Below are 15362 nucleotides of genomic sequence, written 5' to 3'. Positions count from 1 at the left end.
CTGTAATTCTATTTGATTTACGTTCTCTCATATCGCTTTTAGTCTAAACTCCAGTACATAGCTTGGGCTCAATAACCCACGAGTTGAATGAAGTGAAGCTGTAAGATTTTTAGTTCAACAATGCATCTGAAAATCTGCTTATCTATTACTATATCTATAATAGTAAAATTAGTTACCCTCAAACTTTCTACTACTTAGATTTGAGGGCATAATTGTAATTTCTATAGATGCAGCATAACTTTGCTGCAAAGATTAAACTTCTTGTTTCGTAACTATGCCTGTAGACTGAATTTCTCTACGTTCTGCTGTCAATGAGTAACACAAGGACTCATACTGATTTAAAGCTTGTTCAAAAGCATATTGCTCAACAGCATATTGGCGACTTTTGTAACCCAAAGTTTTGACTTTTTCGGGGTTTTTGTACAAATCTAAAATTGCCATCGCTAAAGCTTGGGGATCTTCTGGAGGAACGATAACTCCGCCGCCACTTTGCCTAATGGCTCTTGCTGCCGTACCATTGTCGGGTACAGAGGCAACTAAGGCCCCTCCACTAGCAAGTAGCACTTGAATTTTTGACGGCATATTGAAGGATACAACATTTTTCTTTTGCACCACTAAACCAACATCCGCAGCTGCCAACATTTGTGGCAAATGTTTACGGGGTTGAAATGGCAGTAACAACACATTATCTGCGCCGCAGTCTAGACATTCCTGTTGCAATCGCTGTAAACCTTTTGCCTCTCCAACGATGACAAAGACAATATCTGGGATATGGCGCAACACAGAAGCAGCTTTGACGACGCTTTCTAAGCCTTGGGTTAGGGCAATGTTACCAGAATACAATACTACAAATTTGCCATTCAGATTATGTGCTGCACGGAAAGGGTTATCTTCTTTAGGCAAAGGGCGGATAAAATTTACATCAACCCAGTTGGGAATTTGCACAATTTTGTGAGCTTCTACGCCCTTAGCTCGCAAATTGTCCACAAACCCATCAGCGATGACGCTAATTTTACTGGCACTGCGGTAGGCAAATTTTTCTAATAATGTAAACAACTGGATGAGTAATTTATTTTTTAGCAGACCGACGTGGACGGCTGCTTCTGGTAATATATCTTGTAGATTTAAGATTACAGGACAAGCACGTAACCATCCTAAAAGCGCAACTGGTACACAACTTGGCAAGGATGGCGATGTTGAGAGGATCACATCTGGGCGCCAACCGAGAAGGGCGGGTACAAAACTAGTGACGACGAAACTCGCATCTAGTAATATCCGATCTAATAGGTTTGGTTGTGGACGAATCCAAACGTAACTGCGTTGAATTTGAACGCCATTTTTGTATTCGTTAACATACCATTTGCCCCGATATTCCTGGTAAATTTGCCGCTCAGGATAGTTCGGCATAGCAGTAACTACGCGCACTTCATGTCCACGTTTCACTAGTCCCTCTGCTAATTCAGTCATCAGTGGGGCAATACCAATTGGCTCTGGATAGTAGTTGTAGGAGTAAATTAAAATCCGCATAAAAATTTAGTCTCAAGTACCCCGGTTTTTTATTTAGTGACAAATATTTGTCTGAAATATCATTTGGGCTTGGAAACCCCTATATTTAATTGTGACTCTAGACTCTTTTTCTGTCAGGTATTTTCCTTAAAGATTGAGTAAACTTTGAGATGTAATACTTAGGGAAGCTGTGAAATTTTTTTACTATTTAAGCAGTTTTGAAATTGTTCTTTTTTGATTGGTACTTACGTAGAAGCCCTAAGTGTATTAGTTTTTGCCAAACATGAAATCATTGGGATAGCTTAGTATTAGCTTTCCCTATAAGTTACGTCAATAACTCATTTTTATTTAATCTGAATATTAATAAGATTTTTTGATCGTACTAGTCATGCAATGAGCGATCGCCCTTGTATTTTTTCTTTTTTTGCTGGCTCTGGTTTCCTAGATTTAGGCTTTGAAACCAGCGGTTTTAATATTGTTTATGTCAATGAAATTTTCGCCCCATTTATCGCCGCCTATCGCCATTCACGGGAAGTTCTAAAAATACGATCGCCTGAATATGGATATAATCATGGTGAGGCAGGAGATGTAACAAAACTTATTATTGGAAAAGAAGCACAACACCTTCAAGAATTAGTTAAAGACAGCCGCAAATCTCATAATATAATTGGTTTCATCGGTGGGCCTCCCTGTCCTGATTTTTCTATTGGTGGAAAAAATAGAGGAAGTTTAGGAAATAATGGTAAACTTTCCGCTGCATATATTGAATTAATTTGCCGCAATCTTCCAGATTTCTTTTTATTTGAGAACGTTAAGGGTTTATGGAAGACAACAAAACACCGTTTATTTTTTGAATCACTCAAGCAACAATTACACGAAGCAGGCTATATATTAACAGAACGATTAATTAATGCTATCGAATATGGCGTACCTCAGGATAGAGAAAGAATTATTCTAATTGGTTTCAAAAATAATTTTCTTCAGGACAGAGAGATCAAAATCGGTAGTGAAAAGTTACTACATGAGCGATCTTTTCCTTGGAATAATTATATTTTATATCCTCGCGAAAAAGTTTTTGCTTACCCTTGGCGTAAGTGTGAACCATTCCAAGAAAATTCTCTAATACCTTGTCCTGATGACATACCTGAAGAATTAACAGTTGAATACTGGTTTATCAAAAATAACGTTTTGAAACATCCAAATTCTGAAAACTGTTTTCAACCCAGAGCAGGTATCACAAAATTTGCTGCTATTGATGAAGGAGATGATTCTAAAAAATCTTTCAAGCGTCTGCATAGATGGCGTTACTCTCCGACAGCTTGCTATGGAAATAATGAAGTACATTTACATCCTTACAAAATCCGGCGAATTTCTGTAGCAGAAGCTTTAGCTATCCAATCTTTGCCTGCAAATTTTGTACTTCCAGATAGTATGTCACTCACTAATATGTTTAAAACTATTGGTAATGGTGTCCCATATTTGGCATCCCAGGCATTGGCTCAAACTATTATTAACTTCTTAGGAAATAGTGGAAAAAACACTCTTGGTATTCCTAGTATTACTACTACTTAGCGTCAACTTAAATACTTGCAGTAATTCCGGGATATCTGTAAAGCCAATATTAAAGACAATTCAGCGGCTTGTTTTCAGGATAAACTCGTAATAAATATGGTTTAATATATATATAAGAAATGTTTTAATTTTTTATAAAGTTTAATAATCAATCACTGGCAGAAGACACGATGGCAGCAGACTATCCAGACATTGATATTGCGCCATTTATCGATCACTCCCTGTTAATGCCAACGGCTACTCCAGAGCAGGTTGAGCAATGGTGTGAAGAAGCATATAGATTCAACTTTGCGGCGGTTTGTCTGTTCCCCGCTAATGTTAAGCAAGCAGTAGAACTCCTCCACGGTAAAAACCCCAAAGTCTGTACGGTGATTGGTTTTCCTTCTGGTGCAACGACTTCAGCGGTGAAACTGTATGAAGCTCAAGAAGCGGCGGATAGTGGGGCCACTGAGTTGGATGTAGTCATGAACTTGGGCTGGTTGAAAGCTGGCAAAACTGAAGAAGTCCACCGGGAGATTGCCGAAATTTGCGAAGAGACTGGACAAACAGTCAAGGTGATTTTGGAAACTAACCTGTTGACAGATGCAGAGAAAAAAATAGCTGCTGAAATAGCTATGGAGGCAGGAGCAACATTCTTAAAAACTAGTACTGGTTGGAATGGTGGTGCCACAGTGGCAGATGTGCGACTTTTGCAGGAATTGGCAAAAGAAAGGGTGGGAATTAAGGCTTCAGGTGGTATCCACACTATCAATCAAGCCCTAGACTTAATCGTAGCGGGTGCTACTAGATTAGGCACATCTCGCGGTATGGATTTGATCCGTCAGCGCGATAACCTGGGAAAGGGTGAATAGTCATTTGTCCTTTGTCATTTGTCCTACCCTGCGGGAAGCCGCAGAAGCGTCTATGTCATTTGTCCTAATCTAATGACCCTTGCTCAATGACTAATGGCTAAATAACTACTAATGACTAGTGACTAATGACTAATGAGTAATGAGTAGAACCTACAAAGCAACTGGTATTAATCTTAAAACCCAGGCGCTGGGAGAATCGGATAAAATAGTGACGATTTTGACACGAGAATTCGGTCTAATTCGAGCCGTGGCTCCAGGGTCACGTAAGCACAACTCCAGCCTGGGCGGTAGGAGTGGAATGTTCGTTGTGAATGAACTATTGATTGCCAAAGGGCGATCGCTTGATAAAATTACTCAAGCACAAACGTTAAAAACTTATCCTGGTTTAGCTAAAGATTTGGGAAAACTGGCTGCCAGTCAATATTTAGCAGAAATAGTTCTGTGTGAAGCTTTGAGCGAACAACCCCAAGAAGAACTTTATGATTTGTTCAATGAACATCTTCATCGCTTAGAGGCGGTGTCTAGTGCAAATCCATTTGGTGTTTTGGCTCATCTGGCTCATGGTGTATTTCACCTTTTAGCCTTAGCAGGACTGACACCACAAGTGCAAATCTGTTGCCTATCTCAACGTTCCCTTAAGCCAGACTTCACAGATCCCAACTGGCAGGTAGGATTTAGCATCCCTGCGGGTGGAACGGTTTCCTTAGAAGCTAGGGAACGTTTACGAAAAGAGGGGGAGAGGGAAATGAGGGCAGAGGGGCAGAGGAGCAGGGGAGCAGAGGAGCAGGGGGAGATTAATGACCAATTTCCTGTACCTCATGCCCCATTTCCAATGACGCCAGTTGCTTCAACGGAGAGAACCTCCGCAACGCACTGGCTCCCCAATGCCCAAACAATTGTTGTGCATCGGCAAGAAATACCTGTGATTTCTAGTCGTTTGGGTGCTATGCAACTAGCTTTGCTTCAACATTTGTCACAACCAGAGATAATGCAAATTGATGGTGCTAGAGATCATGACTGGTTATCTGTTGAGCAGATTTTGCGCCAGTATGCTCAGTATCAATTAGGTCGCCCTATCCGCTCTGCTACCTTGATCGACTCTTATTTTGCTGCCAACCATGATGCAACCGTCTGATTTGGATAAGAAAATCCTGCCTTTGTCACCAAGCCTCGCCAAAAAACAGAATAGGGTATCAGATCCTACAGTCAGGAATCACTTGAGTGCTGTTCCCAAGTGTACACCTAGTCAAATAAATGGCCAAGAAATGTCCCCAAAAGATGTTTCTCAAAACGATCAAAGTTGGACAGCGGAGATCCCAAAAACTGATGTTCCAAGCCAATCAGAAATACAATCAGAGGACAAATTAACTACTCCAGAGGTAGATAGCAATAGCGTTCCCAATGGGCGGAATTTGCCAGTAGACACTATCCCAGAAAAAGAATTACCGCAATTAGATGGCTCTGGTTCAGGTGGAGAAGCTATTGCAGGGAATGTAAAACAGTTAGGATTTTTACCTGTATTAAAAAATCCTAATTTCTTGTCTCTTTGGGGCGGTCAAGTTTTCTCTCAACTAGCAGATAAAGTTTATTTGGTACTGATGATTGCCTTGATTAATACTCAGTTTCAAGGAAGCAATCAGAGTATTAGTGGTTGGGTATCAGTCTTGATGATGGCTTTTACTATTCCAGCCGTATTGTTTGGTTCCGTTGCTGGCGTGTTTGTCGATCGCTGGTCGAAAAAGGCTGTACTGGTAGCAACAAATATTTGGCGCGGCATCCTAGTTTTGTCAATTCCCTTCTTGGTGTGGTTAACTCATGATTGGAAACCCATCGGATTGCTGCCAGTGGGTTTTGTAATCATCTTGGGTGTGACTTTTTTAGTTTCGACTTTGACACAGTTTTTTGCCCCGGCAGAACAGGCGGCAATTCCTTTAATTGTAGAAGAACAGCATTTACTCTCGGCTAATTCGCTTTACACAACAACGATGATGGCATCGGTGATTGTTGGGTTTGCCGTTGGAGAACCGTTGTTAGCGATCGCTGATGGACTTTGGCTGCAAATTGGTGGTAGTGGTAGTTTGGGCAAGGAACTTTTGGTAGGTGGCAGTTATGCGATCGCTGGAATAATTTTGTTCCTCCTGGCAACTAAGGAAAAACACCACCACCCCGATACAGAATTCCCTCACGTATTCTCTGATTTGCGAGACGGTTTTGCCTATCTCAAAGCAAATCATCGCGTCCGCAATGCTTTACTTCAACTGATTATCTTGTTTTCTGTTTTTGCAGCATTAACTGTTCTAGCCGTTCGGATGGCAGAAATAATTCCCAATATGAAAGCCTCTCAGTTCGGCTTTTTACTAGCAGCTGGCGGTGTTGGCATCGCGGCTGGAGCAACAATTCTTGGTCAATTTGGTCAACGTTTCTCCTATACTCAGCTAAGTCTGTGCGGTTGTATGGGTATGGCAGCATCCCTGATTGGTCTGTCAGTATTTACAACTCAACTGTGGCTCGTATTGTTACTGGTGGCGCTAGTGGGCATCTTTGGGGCACTAGTGGGAATTCCTATGCAAACCGCAATCCAAACAGAAACACCTCCAGAAATGCGTGGTAAAGTTTTTGGCTTGCAGAACAATGTAATTAATATTGCCCTCTCCTTACCTTTAGCATTAGCTGGTGTCGCAGAAACCTTTCTGGGATTACAGGTAGTTTTTTTGGGATTAGCTGCGATCGTCTTTTCAGGAGGTATATTAACCTGGTATAACTCGCACAAGTAGTTATCAGCTAACAGTAGTTATTAATTATTACCTTGACGTAATTAATAATTTACTTAAAGCTTTTGTGTTCATGGTAAACTGTTGCCAGTGAAAATTTATCACATACTTGCCGGATATGAATCTGACATTAGTCAAAATAAGTTGTTTAAGTATCAGAAATTAACAACTTATAACTAAAATAAATAAAGCCATAAAACCACTGGTTTAATTAGCTGAAAATAAGCTTTTTAAACTAGTAGAAAGTTATGGAAATTTTTAATAAATAAAAACCAGCAAGTATAACTAGATAAAAGAAAAATCACAAAGGACACACAAGTAATAGATTAAACCCGCTTTTCTTACAGCTAAACAAAGAATGCGTATAGCCTGGATTGGAAAAAAATCACCCTTTTGCGGCAATGTCACCTACAGTCGAGAAATTACAAATGCCTTGCTAGATAGGGGACATCAAGTTAGCTTTCTTCACTTCGCCCAGGAAGAGTCTGAACCTGAGAATTGGCCAAATCTTCGAGAGGTTTCTCTACCTTTCATTTATAAGTCTCAGGTTTACACAATTCCCACTTTTAAAGCCACCAAAGTTTTAACCGATTCACTGCGGGAAATCAAACCAGATGTAGTCCATGCTTCCTTGACTTTATCTCCTCTAGACTTTTTTCTACCGGAAATCTGTGAGGAACTGAGGTTGCCTCTAGTTGCCACTTTTCACACGCCATTTGCTGGAAAGGGGGCAAAACTGGTATCGGGAACACAACTTTTGGCTTACCAGCTCTACGCGCCTTTTTTAGTTAACTACGATCGCGTGATTGTATTTTCCCAAATTCAGCGAGAATTATTGGCAGGGATGGGTGTCAGGGAAGAAAATATTGCCGTAATTCCCAACGGTGTTGATACTGCCAAGTATTCTCCAGGGTTTTCTCAAGTCAAAGCAGAATTTAAAGCCGAACGTTTATTTGTCTATCAGGGTCGCATAGCACCAGAAAAAAATGTTGAAGCCCTCCTCCGGGCTTGGAAGCAGTCGGCAATGGGGCCTGGTACTAAGTTGCTAATTGTTGGCGACGGCCCTTTAAAGTCTTCCTTAGAGCAATTTTATGGTTCCGAATATGGCATTATCTGGTTGGGATTTGTCGCTGATGAAGACCGACGGATCGAAATTTTGCGCGGTGCAGATGTATTTATTTTGCCTTCATTGGTAGAGGGTTTGTCCCTATCTTTGTTAGAAGGAATGTCATGTGGGTTGGCTTGTTTAGCGACAGACGTCGGTGCAGATGGAGAAGTATTGGAAAAGGGCGCAGGTATAGTTATTAGTACCAAAACAGCGCGATCACAATTGAGAACCCTTTTACCAGTGTTGCAAGACCATCCTGAGTTAACAACCCTACTTGGGCAAAAAGCTAGACAGCGTGTATTAGACCGCTATACCCTTAGTAAAAATATTAGTCTGCTGGAAGAACTTTATAAAGGAGTTTTAGCACAGCGACCTTTACCACTAAGTCGTAGAGCGTAAGGAAAAGGAAGAAGTGCGATCGCATTGTAAATTATCAGATAAATGGGAATTTCTAATTCTTGTTTGGTAGACATTTTCCAATTTACCTATCGATCAATTAATTTTTGAATTATCCATTAAAGGCCATCCTAAACTGGTTGGCTGTTGATAAACCCGCTTTAGAGTATTTACATCTCTGGTAGAAATAGGCGACGGGTTACGAACTTGAGAAAAGTATAAAGCATCAGTTTCTAGCGGACTATGACCCCAAATTCCTAGCGCATGACCGAATTCGTGGCGGGCTGCTGCAATGAGATACTCACGTGTTTGACTAGGACTTATCAAGATGGTGAAGCGGTGGGATAAAATTTTGCTGCTGGTGTATAACTCGTAAGTAGTTTGTGCTGATCGCGCACGCGGTATATTACTACCAGGGGAAATTTGTAGAGGTGGCGCTTTTCGCGCGATCGTAATATCAGCAACTTCTGGCTGTTCGACTATTGTTAAAGGTAAATAAGTACTCCACCCCTGTACACCCTGTAATACAGCGTTAACCCATGCTTGAGCTTGTTTTTCGCTGATCGCTCTTGGTGGTTCTACGTAAACTCGAACAGGAAATTGTGACCAGATTAAATAACCAACTTGGGTTGTTGTGACTTGTGAAAAGTAGTCACCACTGTTAGTGTTATCTCGCCACTGTGCCAGTGTGGGCGGTAAGGGATGAGTTTTTGGGGAAGTGGGGAGAGAAATTATTAAATCTGAATGTACATATTCTGGTATTATTGCAAACCCATTACTCAACTGGATATTAGTAAAAATAATTAACAGCCCTGTGCCAATAAACAAGGCAAGAGCTGTAATAAACTGTCGTGAAATTAAATTTATTAGGGTATTAAGTATCGGGTGTTGGGTTCTTTTCCCCATTGACCTATCCTTATTTAGGCAGCCAACCAGCACTTAAAACTACTGTTAAACCGAGAAAAATTACTGTCAATGCCCAAGTAATTCGGTTTAAGGTGTTTTCTGCACTCTTGGTGCTGCTAAATAGCTGGGCTTGTCCACCAATGGCGCCAATACCATCACCTTTGGGACTATGCAGTAAAACCAAGATAATCAAACCAGTGGCGGAAAATGCCCAAATGCCTTGCACGATATTACTAACTGTCATGGTAGGAATCTCATTTATAACAAGTTTTAAAAAACAGAATTCAGGAGTCAGGAGTCAGAATTCAAAAGTTAGGAGTTCACTAAAAACTCCTAACTCAGGACTCAGCACTCTTTTACAGCCCTACTTGCACAGGGGTGCGAGTACGTTGCAGCTCATATTCTGCTGTTTTCAGCAGCGATCGCCCAGTCATTTCTGGTGGCTGAGGCAACTGTAAAATCTCTAGAATCGTGGGGGCGATGTCGGATAGCTTGCCATCGCTTCGCAGTTCGACATTTGTACCATATCCAGGGATTTTAACTCTCTCTCCTTCCACCAAGATGAGGGGGACTGGGTTAGTAGTATGAGCTGTCCAGGGATTACCCCCTTCATCTAGCATATACTCAGCGTTGCCGTGATCGGCAGTAATGATTGTTGTACCGCCGGCTTTGATAACGCTTTCCAACAAGCGTCCCAAACAGCGATCGACTGTTTCGATTGCCGTAATGGTAGCTTCAATTTGACCAGTATGCCCTACCATGTCTGGGTTGGCATAGTTAATCACAACTAGAGAATATGTACCTTTTTGAATCGCTGCGATCGCTACATCTGTAACTGCTGCTGCTGACATCGCTGGGGCGTGATCGTAAGTAGCTACCATTGGGCTGCTTACTAATTCCCGATCTTCTCCAGCAAAAGGTTCCTCTAGTCCCCCATTAAAGAAATAGGTGACGTGGGCATATTTTTCTGTTTCGGCGGTGCGGAATTGATTCAGACCATGATTAGCTATCACTTCTCCCAGAATGTTACTAAGATTCTGCGGCTCAAAGGCTACAGCCACGGGTAAGTCTGAATCATACTGTGTAAAGGTGACAAAAGACAGAGGTGTGATTTGCTGTCTTTCAAAACCGTTAAAAGTGGGACTGACCAAAGCTTGAGTCAGTTGTCTGGAGCGATCGGGGCGGAAGTTGAAAAATATCACCCCATCCCCTGGTTCTATTGCGCCGGGTGCAATTCGGATGGGGTTGATAAATTCATCTTTTACCCCTTCGGCGTAAGATGCTTGCAAAATTTCCACGGCGTTGCGATTATCACCCACACCATCTTGAGTCATCACGTCGTAGGTGCGTTTGACCCGATCCCAGCGGTGATCGCGATCCATCGCGTAGTAGCGACCACTGAGGGTGACTATGCGCCCAATTCCTGTGCGGTCTATATAATTTTGCAGTTGCGTGATCGCTTTTACACCGTCAGTTGGGGCGGTGTCACGACCATCGGTGATGGCGTGAATACAAACTTCTGGAATTCGCTGGTCTTTGGCTAAGTCAAGTAGTCCGAATAGATGGGTAATATGCGAATGTACCCCTCCCTCAGAACAAAGGCCTACTAAGTGCAGCTTGCCATTCCGAGAGCGAACTTCCTGGCAAATTTTGACGAGTGCTGGGTTTAAGGCAATAGAACCGTCTTCGACCGCATCAGAGATGCGTACCAGTTCTTGCGGTACAACTCGCCCAGCACCAATGTTCAAATGACCAACTTCCGAGTTGCCCATTTGACCATCTGGCAACCCTACGGCTTTTCCTGATGTGCGGATGAGGGTATGCGGGTAAGCTGCCCATAAACTTTCCACAATGGGAGTTTTAGCAGCAACAATAGCGTTTCCTCGCTTCTCCTCGCAGTAGCCCCATCCGTCTAAAATGACTAGCACCACAGGAGCAACAGGTGCTTTGGTCATAGTAAAATTGCCCTTTACTTTTTGTAATACCCGAATGATACCACTGCTAAACCACGCCGCAAGTGAATTTTTGCTTATTAATTTATTTTATGAAAGACTTACAGTTTTTTGAATGATTTTTTAAACTTTAGCAATTGTTATGTAATGTCGGCGATCGCTAATAACAAGTAATTACTTAGTAGTAGCATTTTAGCACTACTACTAAGTCCGTATTCAATCTCTTATTTCTTTTTACTGGAAGCTTTTGCAGCTTTTTTAGCAGCTTTTTCAGCAGCGATCGCAGCTAACTTTGCTTGTTCTTTTTCTTCGGCAATTTTTTGGAGATAGTAATGATAATCTCCTAAGTAAACCCGGAATTCCCCATCACGAATTTCGACGATTTTGTTAGCTACTTGAGAAATAAAGTAGCGGTCATGGGAAACTACAATTGCCGTACCGTCATAATTTTTGAGCGCTTCTTCCAGCATTTCCTTCGCTGGAATATCTAGGTGGTTTGTCGGCTCATCTAAAATTAGTAAGTTCGCGGGACGTAAGAGCATTTTTGCCAACGCCAGACGAGCTTTTTCTCCTCCACTTAATGCCCCAACTGCCTTAAATACAGTATCACCAGTGAATAAGAAGCGTCCCAAAAGCGTGCGGACTTCTTGATTATCCCAGTCTGGAACTTCATCATGGATAGTTTCCATGACAGTTTTTTTCAAGTCCAAAGCTTCAGCTTGATTTTGCTCAAAGTAACCGGGAATAACGTTGTGATCCCCTAATTTAACAATACCTTCTGTGGGTGGTTCCATACCCATAATTACGCGCAGAAGGGTAGATTTTCCAGCACCGTTGGGGCCAAGAAAAGCAATGCGATCGCCCCTTTCAATTAGGAGATTTGCTGCCAGAAACAGGATTTTATCACCATAAAGATGAGTTAAATCTTTAATTTCTACTACCTCGCGTCCACTGCGGGGTGCAGGGGGAAAACGGAAGTGTAGAGTTCTTACCCCAGCGATAGGTGCTTCAATGCGCTCAATTTTTTCGAGTTGCTTTTCCCGGCTCTTTGCCTGGGTACTGCGGGTAGCACTGGCGCGGAATCTATCAACAAAGGTTTGCTGCTTCTCTAATTCTTTCTGTTGGCGTTCGTAAGCGCTAAGTTGTGCTGATTGACTTTCGGCTTTTTGTTCCAAATATGCTGAGTAGTTACCAAGGTAGGTACTGGAAACGCCACGTTCAGTTTCCACAATTTGGGTGCAGAGGCGGTCAAGAAACTCCCGGTCATGGGAGACTATTACCATCGGCGTAATCAGCCCTCTGAGGTAATTTTCCAACCACTCAATGGTTTCTAAATCTAGGTGGTTAGTCGGTTCATCCAGCAGCAACAAGTCGGGTTTTTGCAGCAAAATTTTGCCTAAACTCATCCGCATTTGCCAACCACCACTGAAGGCACTGACGAGGCGATCACCATCTTCTAGCCCAAACCCCATCTCTGGTAAGATTTTCCCGATGCGTGCATCTAAGTTGTACCCATCTAAGGCTTCAAATTTGCGCTGCAAGCGATCCAATTTCTCGATCAGCCGATCCAGTTGATCTGGGTTAGCCGTTTCCATCTCCTGTGGTATGTGTGCCAGAGCTAACTGTACTTCGTTGGCTTCTTTGAAGACAGTCCAAAATTCTTCTCTAACGGTGCGGGTAGGGTCTACTTCAAACTCTTGGTTGAGGTAGGCTATATGTAAGCTATTAGGACGGATAATTTCGCCTGCGGTGGGTTCAATTTCCCCAGAGATGATTTTGAGTTGGGTAGATTTTCCAGCACCGTTGACACCGACTAAGCCAATGCGATCGCCTGGTTTAACTTCCCAGTTGATATCTTTGAGAACTTCGCCTGTGGGATAAATTTTACTTATATGTTCTAGTCGCAGCATTAAGTTTCTCTCAGGTAGGGAGTGGGTGGTTGAGGACGAAGTACTAACACCGCCTCTAATATTAACAAAAATTAACTATAAATTCGTCGTGATCAAGTTTGGAAGCCGCAAACCAAATTTGGTTTGAGCCACGGATAAAATTTACCACATCCATCTCAAGGTTGACTTTGTGCTACTTGTCTGACTTCTTCGACACTGAAACTAAATGCCTCTGCCACTTGTTCCACTGTCACCCCCAATTTTAATAAGGTGGGTATTAATTGTAATTTGGCTCTACGCTCCCCTATTTGGATGCCATCATGATAGAGTTTCGCGTTTTGAACTTGGTTTATAGTTAAACCTAATCCCTCCGCAACTTGCTCAATAGTTAACGCTAAATCTAATAGACGAGGTACTGATTGCCGTAAACCTTCCAAACGCCCTTCTTCAAATGCTTCTTGATAAACTTTTGTATCTTTGAAACTCATAGTTCCTATGTTGTAGTCCACCAATTCCTCTACTCCTCGATTAGAAGAATCCTACTGCGCGGCTTGTCTGACTTCTTCAACATTCAAATCTAACGCCTGTGCTACTTGTTCTACAGTTAACCCGGCTGCCAACATTGCTGGTACTGCTTTGAGTTTACCTTGCTCAATGCCTTGAACCTTACCTTCTTCAACACCTTCCTGAAAGGCTTCCTGATAAAATCTGGTTTGTTTTAACTCGCTTAAGCTAAACATTTTCTCCATCTCCTCCCTACTCATTGTGGGAAACTTGTAAGCCAAAATAGTTTCTATAAATTGTAATAATTGCTGCTGTTTTGATGGTGAGTTTATCTCGGACTTGGTTCTGTCTATCAACTCCCTTGCTTGTGCGATCGCTATATCGTCGGTTGCAATTACTAATTTAGCAGTTGCAATGCCAATTGGAAGCGATGCACCGTCATCTAATTCATCCAAATAAATGCGCCTGACGCGCCCACTTGTAAAAAACTCACGGTAATGTTTGATATCTCCTGTATCTACATTCCTGTTTGGGTATAAAACCACAGCACCCCAGTCATTTAATGGTTGATTTTGACGGAGGTATAAACATATTTCTGCAATTAGCCGTGAATAAATTTCCCCATCAGCTTGAAATTGCACTTCTACAAAGTAAATCTGGTTATCGCTTCCTTGTGTCGGTAGAAACACACCATCTATTCTGAAGGCTGTTTGTTTGATTTCAACTGATGAAAATTGATAAAGGCTAGCTGATTCTGGAGGATTACCAATAAGTTCAAAGAAGATATCAGGGAATTATTGAAACAGCCGATAAAAGATGATGTTTGTTTTCACAATTTTATATCATTTGAAACTTTTGATTTGCTGTTCATGTTTTAATTGATTCTTCAGAACCATCTCGCACTTTCAGCAATTGCTCTTTTGCCATACCTAATATCCGTGAAAGGGGCGCTAATAAACTATCATCAAATGCTTCTCCAGCATAAATATTATTCAGTTCAGTAGGGGATAATTTAAAGGTATCGCAGAATTTAGTAAACTCCTGGTTACTCAAGTCAAGCTCTTTTTGTCTATCATGAAGTAAAACTGCGATCGCTCTAGTTCCATGTTTTGGACGCTCACTAGTTTTTACATATTTTTCCATTAAATAATTGACTTTCCTAGTATCGCCACCTATTTTTTTAATTAAATCAGTACAAGCCATTTTTAGTGCTTTCTTTAAAACTTCTTCTTCATTTAAAATTTTAATAATTTCATTGGCATAATCTGGTTTAAAAAATCCCACCAAATTACCTTGATGATAAACTGGTATATAAGGATTATTCGTTTCAAGTTGCCAATCTAAAGGCTCATTGCGTAGCGACATAGCTGCACCCCTAAATATTTTAAGATTGCACCATTTTAAAACCATTTATTCCTTAACTGCCAGTAAAATAACCTATCACTGGCGATTATAAATCGCAGCTATACAGACAAAACCCACCTCCGTGGGTTTCAACTTGCTGAAGTCCACGCAGATGGGCTTAGTTTGTGGAGCCATTACGTATTTCTACCAGACCCTTTAACTCAGCCAAAATTAGCGATCGCCTTGCTCATCACCAAGTGGCTAAAGGCTTGCTAGAGAAGGGGTTGGTAGTGTTATGAGGCTATTGTTAGATATTCAAGCATAATGGGCATACTGTAAATATCAAGTAAGTAAGCATCGAAACAGGGTACACAGTATGTTGACGGTAACGTGGCAAGAAGAGATTGCATCCTTGAAACAAGATTTGAAGAAGGAAATTAAAAAAATCTCAGATAATTCTGAAATTAATATACCTAATCATATTTGTATTAATAACCTGAAATCCAAGTTATACCAATTAAAAATGAAGCTGCATATAATGGGGAGAAGCAAACTTGGTAATT

Annotated in this window: 14 protein-coding genes; 6 read left to right on the top strand and 8 right to left on the bottom strand. The window is 41.5% G+C overall.

Annotated features, from left to right (window positions below; genetic code table 11):
• Window positions 1-252: 252 nt before the first annotated feature.
• Window positions 253-1527, bottom strand: a complete 1275-nt coding sequence (locus RMY27_RS34320) for a glycosyltransferase family 4 protein (RefSeq protein ID WP_322669268.1) — start codon at window positions 1525-1527, stop codon at window positions 253-255.
• Between the two features lie 372 nt (window positions 1528-1899).
• Here RMY27_RS34320 and RMY27_RS34315 point away from each other — a divergent pair, with 372 nt between their 5' ends.
• The 5 genes from RMY27_RS34315 to RMY27_RS34295 all read left to right on the top strand — a co-directional run bounded on the left by RMY27_RS34315 (window position 1900) and on the right by RMY27_RS34295 (window position 8207).
• Window positions 1900-3078, top strand: coding sequence for a DNA cytosine methyltransferase (locus tag RMY27_RS34315; RefSeq protein WP_322669267.1), 1179 nt, complete (start codon window positions 1900-1902; stop codon window positions 3076-3078).
• A 170-nt stretch (window positions 3079-3248) separates the two neighbouring features.
• The gene (gene deoC, locus RMY27_RS34310) at window positions 3249-3929 is read left to right on the top strand and encodes a deoxyribose-phosphate aldolase (RefSeq protein ID WP_322669266.1); all 681 of its coding nucleotides are present in this window, start codon (window positions 3249-3251) and stop codon (window positions 3927-3929) included.
• A 139-nt stretch (window positions 3930-4068) separates the two neighbouring features.
• Window positions 4069-5064, top strand: a complete 996-nt coding sequence (gene recO / locus RMY27_RS34305; RefSeq protein WP_322669265.1) for a DNA repair protein RecO — start codon at window positions 4069-4071, stop codon at window positions 5062-5064.
• Window positions 5051-6703 (top strand): MFS transporter, encoded by a 1653-nt coding sequence (locus tag RMY27_RS34300; protein WP_322669270.1) that lies wholly within the window; start codon window positions 5051-5053, stop codon window positions 6701-6703. The genes recO and RMY27_RS34300 overlap by 14 nt, the downstream gene beginning before the upstream one ends.
• 355 nt (window positions 6704-7058) lie before the next feature.
• Window positions 7059-8207: a glycosyltransferase family 4 protein gene (locus RMY27_RS34295; RefSeq protein ID WP_322669264.1), complete on the top strand. Its 1149-nt coding sequence runs from the start codon at window positions 7059-7061 to the stop codon at window positions 8205-8207.
• Between the two features lie 93 nt (window positions 8208-8300).
• On the opposite strand, the gene RMY27_RS34290 is transcribed toward RMY27_RS34295, so the two are convergent.
• From RMY27_RS34290 to RMY27_RS34260, 7 genes are all read right to left on the bottom strand, one after another.
• Window positions 8301-9110 (bottom strand): peptidase, encoded by an 810-nt coding sequence (locus RMY27_RS34290; RefSeq protein WP_322669263.1) that lies wholly within the window; start codon window positions 9108-9110, stop codon window positions 8301-8303.
• A gap of 10 nt (window positions 9111-9120) precedes the next feature.
• Entirely contained in the window at window positions 9121-9354 is a 234-nt protein-coding gene (gene secG, locus RMY27_RS34285; RefSeq protein WP_118167599.1) for a preprotein translocase subunit SecG, read from the bottom strand.
• Between the two features lie 112 nt (window positions 9355-9466).
• Window positions 9467-11065: a 2,3-bisphosphoglycerate-independent phosphoglycerate mutase gene (gene gpmI, locus RMY27_RS34280; RefSeq protein WP_322669262.1), complete on the bottom strand. Its 1599-nt coding sequence runs from the start codon at window positions 11063-11065 to the stop codon at window positions 9467-9469.
• Window positions 11066-11286: 221 nt separating this feature from the next.
• The gene (locus RMY27_RS34275) at window positions 11287-12972 is read right to left on the bottom strand and encodes an ABC-F family ATP-binding cassette domain-containing protein (RefSeq protein ID WP_322669261.1); all 1686 of its coding nucleotides are present in this window, start codon (window positions 12970-12972) and stop codon (window positions 11287-11289) included.
• A gap of 155 nt (window positions 12973-13127) precedes the next feature.
• The gene (locus tag RMY27_RS34270; protein ID WP_322669260.1) at window positions 13128-13439 is read right to left on the bottom strand and encodes a hypothetical protein; all 312 of its coding nucleotides are present in this window, start codon (window positions 13437-13439) and stop codon (window positions 13128-13130) included.
• Window positions 13440-13490: 51 nt separating this feature from the next.
• Window positions 13491-14240: an Rpn family recombination-promoting nuclease/putative transposase gene (locus RMY27_RS34265; RefSeq protein ID WP_322669269.1), complete on the bottom strand. Its 750-nt coding sequence runs from the start codon at window positions 14238-14240 to the stop codon at window positions 13491-13493.
• An 82-nt stretch (window positions 14241-14322) separates the two neighbouring features.
• Window positions 14323-14865 (bottom strand): hypothetical protein, encoded by a 543-nt coding sequence (locus RMY27_RS34260; protein WP_322669259.1) that lies wholly within the window; start codon window positions 14863-14865, stop codon window positions 14323-14325.
• 310 nt (window positions 14866-15175) lie between these two features.
• On the opposite strand from RMY27_RS34260, the gene RMY27_RS34255 reads away from it, so the two are divergent.
• The coding region (locus tag RMY27_RS34255; RefSeq protein ID WP_322669258.1) for a hypothetical protein at window positions 15176-15362 on the top strand (187 nt) is incomplete at its 3' end.

It is taken from the genome of Nostoc sp. DedQUE09 (assembly GCF_034530915.1).
GTDB lineage: Bacteria > Cyanobacteriota > Cyanobacteriia > Cyanobacteriales > Nostocaceae > Nostoc.
The sequence above is the reverse complement of the archived record's forward strand: the minus strand, read 5'-3'. Positions and strand labels throughout refer to the sequence as shown.

What these genes read in the sequence shown, in the direction of transcription:
- RMY27_RS34320 (WP_322669268.1), bottom strand. Translation starts at nt 1,527, where the DNA reads ATGCGGATTTTAATTTACTCCTACAACTACTATCCAGAGCCAATTGGT.
- RMY27_RS34315 (WP_322669267.1), top strand. Translation starts at nt 1,900, where the DNA reads ATGAGCGATCGCCCTTGTATTTTTTCTTTTTTTGCTGGCTCTGGTTTC.
- deoC (WP_322669266.1), top strand. Translation starts at nt 3,249, where the DNA reads ATGGCAGCAGACTATCCAGACATTGATATTGCGCCATTTATCGATCAC.
- recO (WP_322669265.1), top strand. Translation starts at nt 4,069, where the DNA reads ATGAGTAGAACCTACAAAGCAACTGGTATTAATCTTAAAACCCAGGCG.
- RMY27_RS34300 (WP_322669270.1), top strand. Translation starts at nt 5,051, where the DNA reads ATGCAACCGTCTGATTTGGATAAGAAAATCCTGCCTTTGTCACCAAGC.
- RMY27_RS34295 (WP_322669264.1), top strand. Translation starts at nt 7,059, where the DNA reads ATGCGTATAGCCTGGATTGGAAAAAAATCACCCTTTTGCGGCAATGTC.
- RMY27_RS34290 (WP_322669263.1), bottom strand. Translation starts at nt 9,110, where the DNA reads ATGGGGAAAAGAACCCAACACCCGATACTTAATACCCTAATAAATTTA.
- secG (WP_118167599.1), bottom strand. Translation starts at nt 9,354, where the DNA reads ATGACAGTTAGTAATATCGTGCAAGGCATTTGGGCATTTTCCGCCACT.
- gpmI (WP_322669262.1), bottom strand. Translation starts at nt 11,065, where the DNA reads ATGACCAAAGCACCTGTTGCTCCTGTGGTGCTAGTCATTTTAGACGGA.
- RMY27_RS34275 (WP_322669261.1), bottom strand. Translation starts at nt 12,972, where the DNA reads ATGCTGCGACTAGAACATATAAGTAAAATTTATCCCACAGGCGAAGTT.
- RMY27_RS34270 (WP_322669260.1), bottom strand. Translation starts at nt 13,439, where the DNA reads ATGAGTTTCAAAGATACAAAAGTTTATCAAGAAGCATTTGAAGAAGGG.
- RMY27_RS34260 (WP_322669259.1), bottom strand. Translation starts at nt 14,865, where the DNA reads ATGGTTTTAAAATGGTGCAATCTTAAAATATTTAGGGGTGCAGCTATG.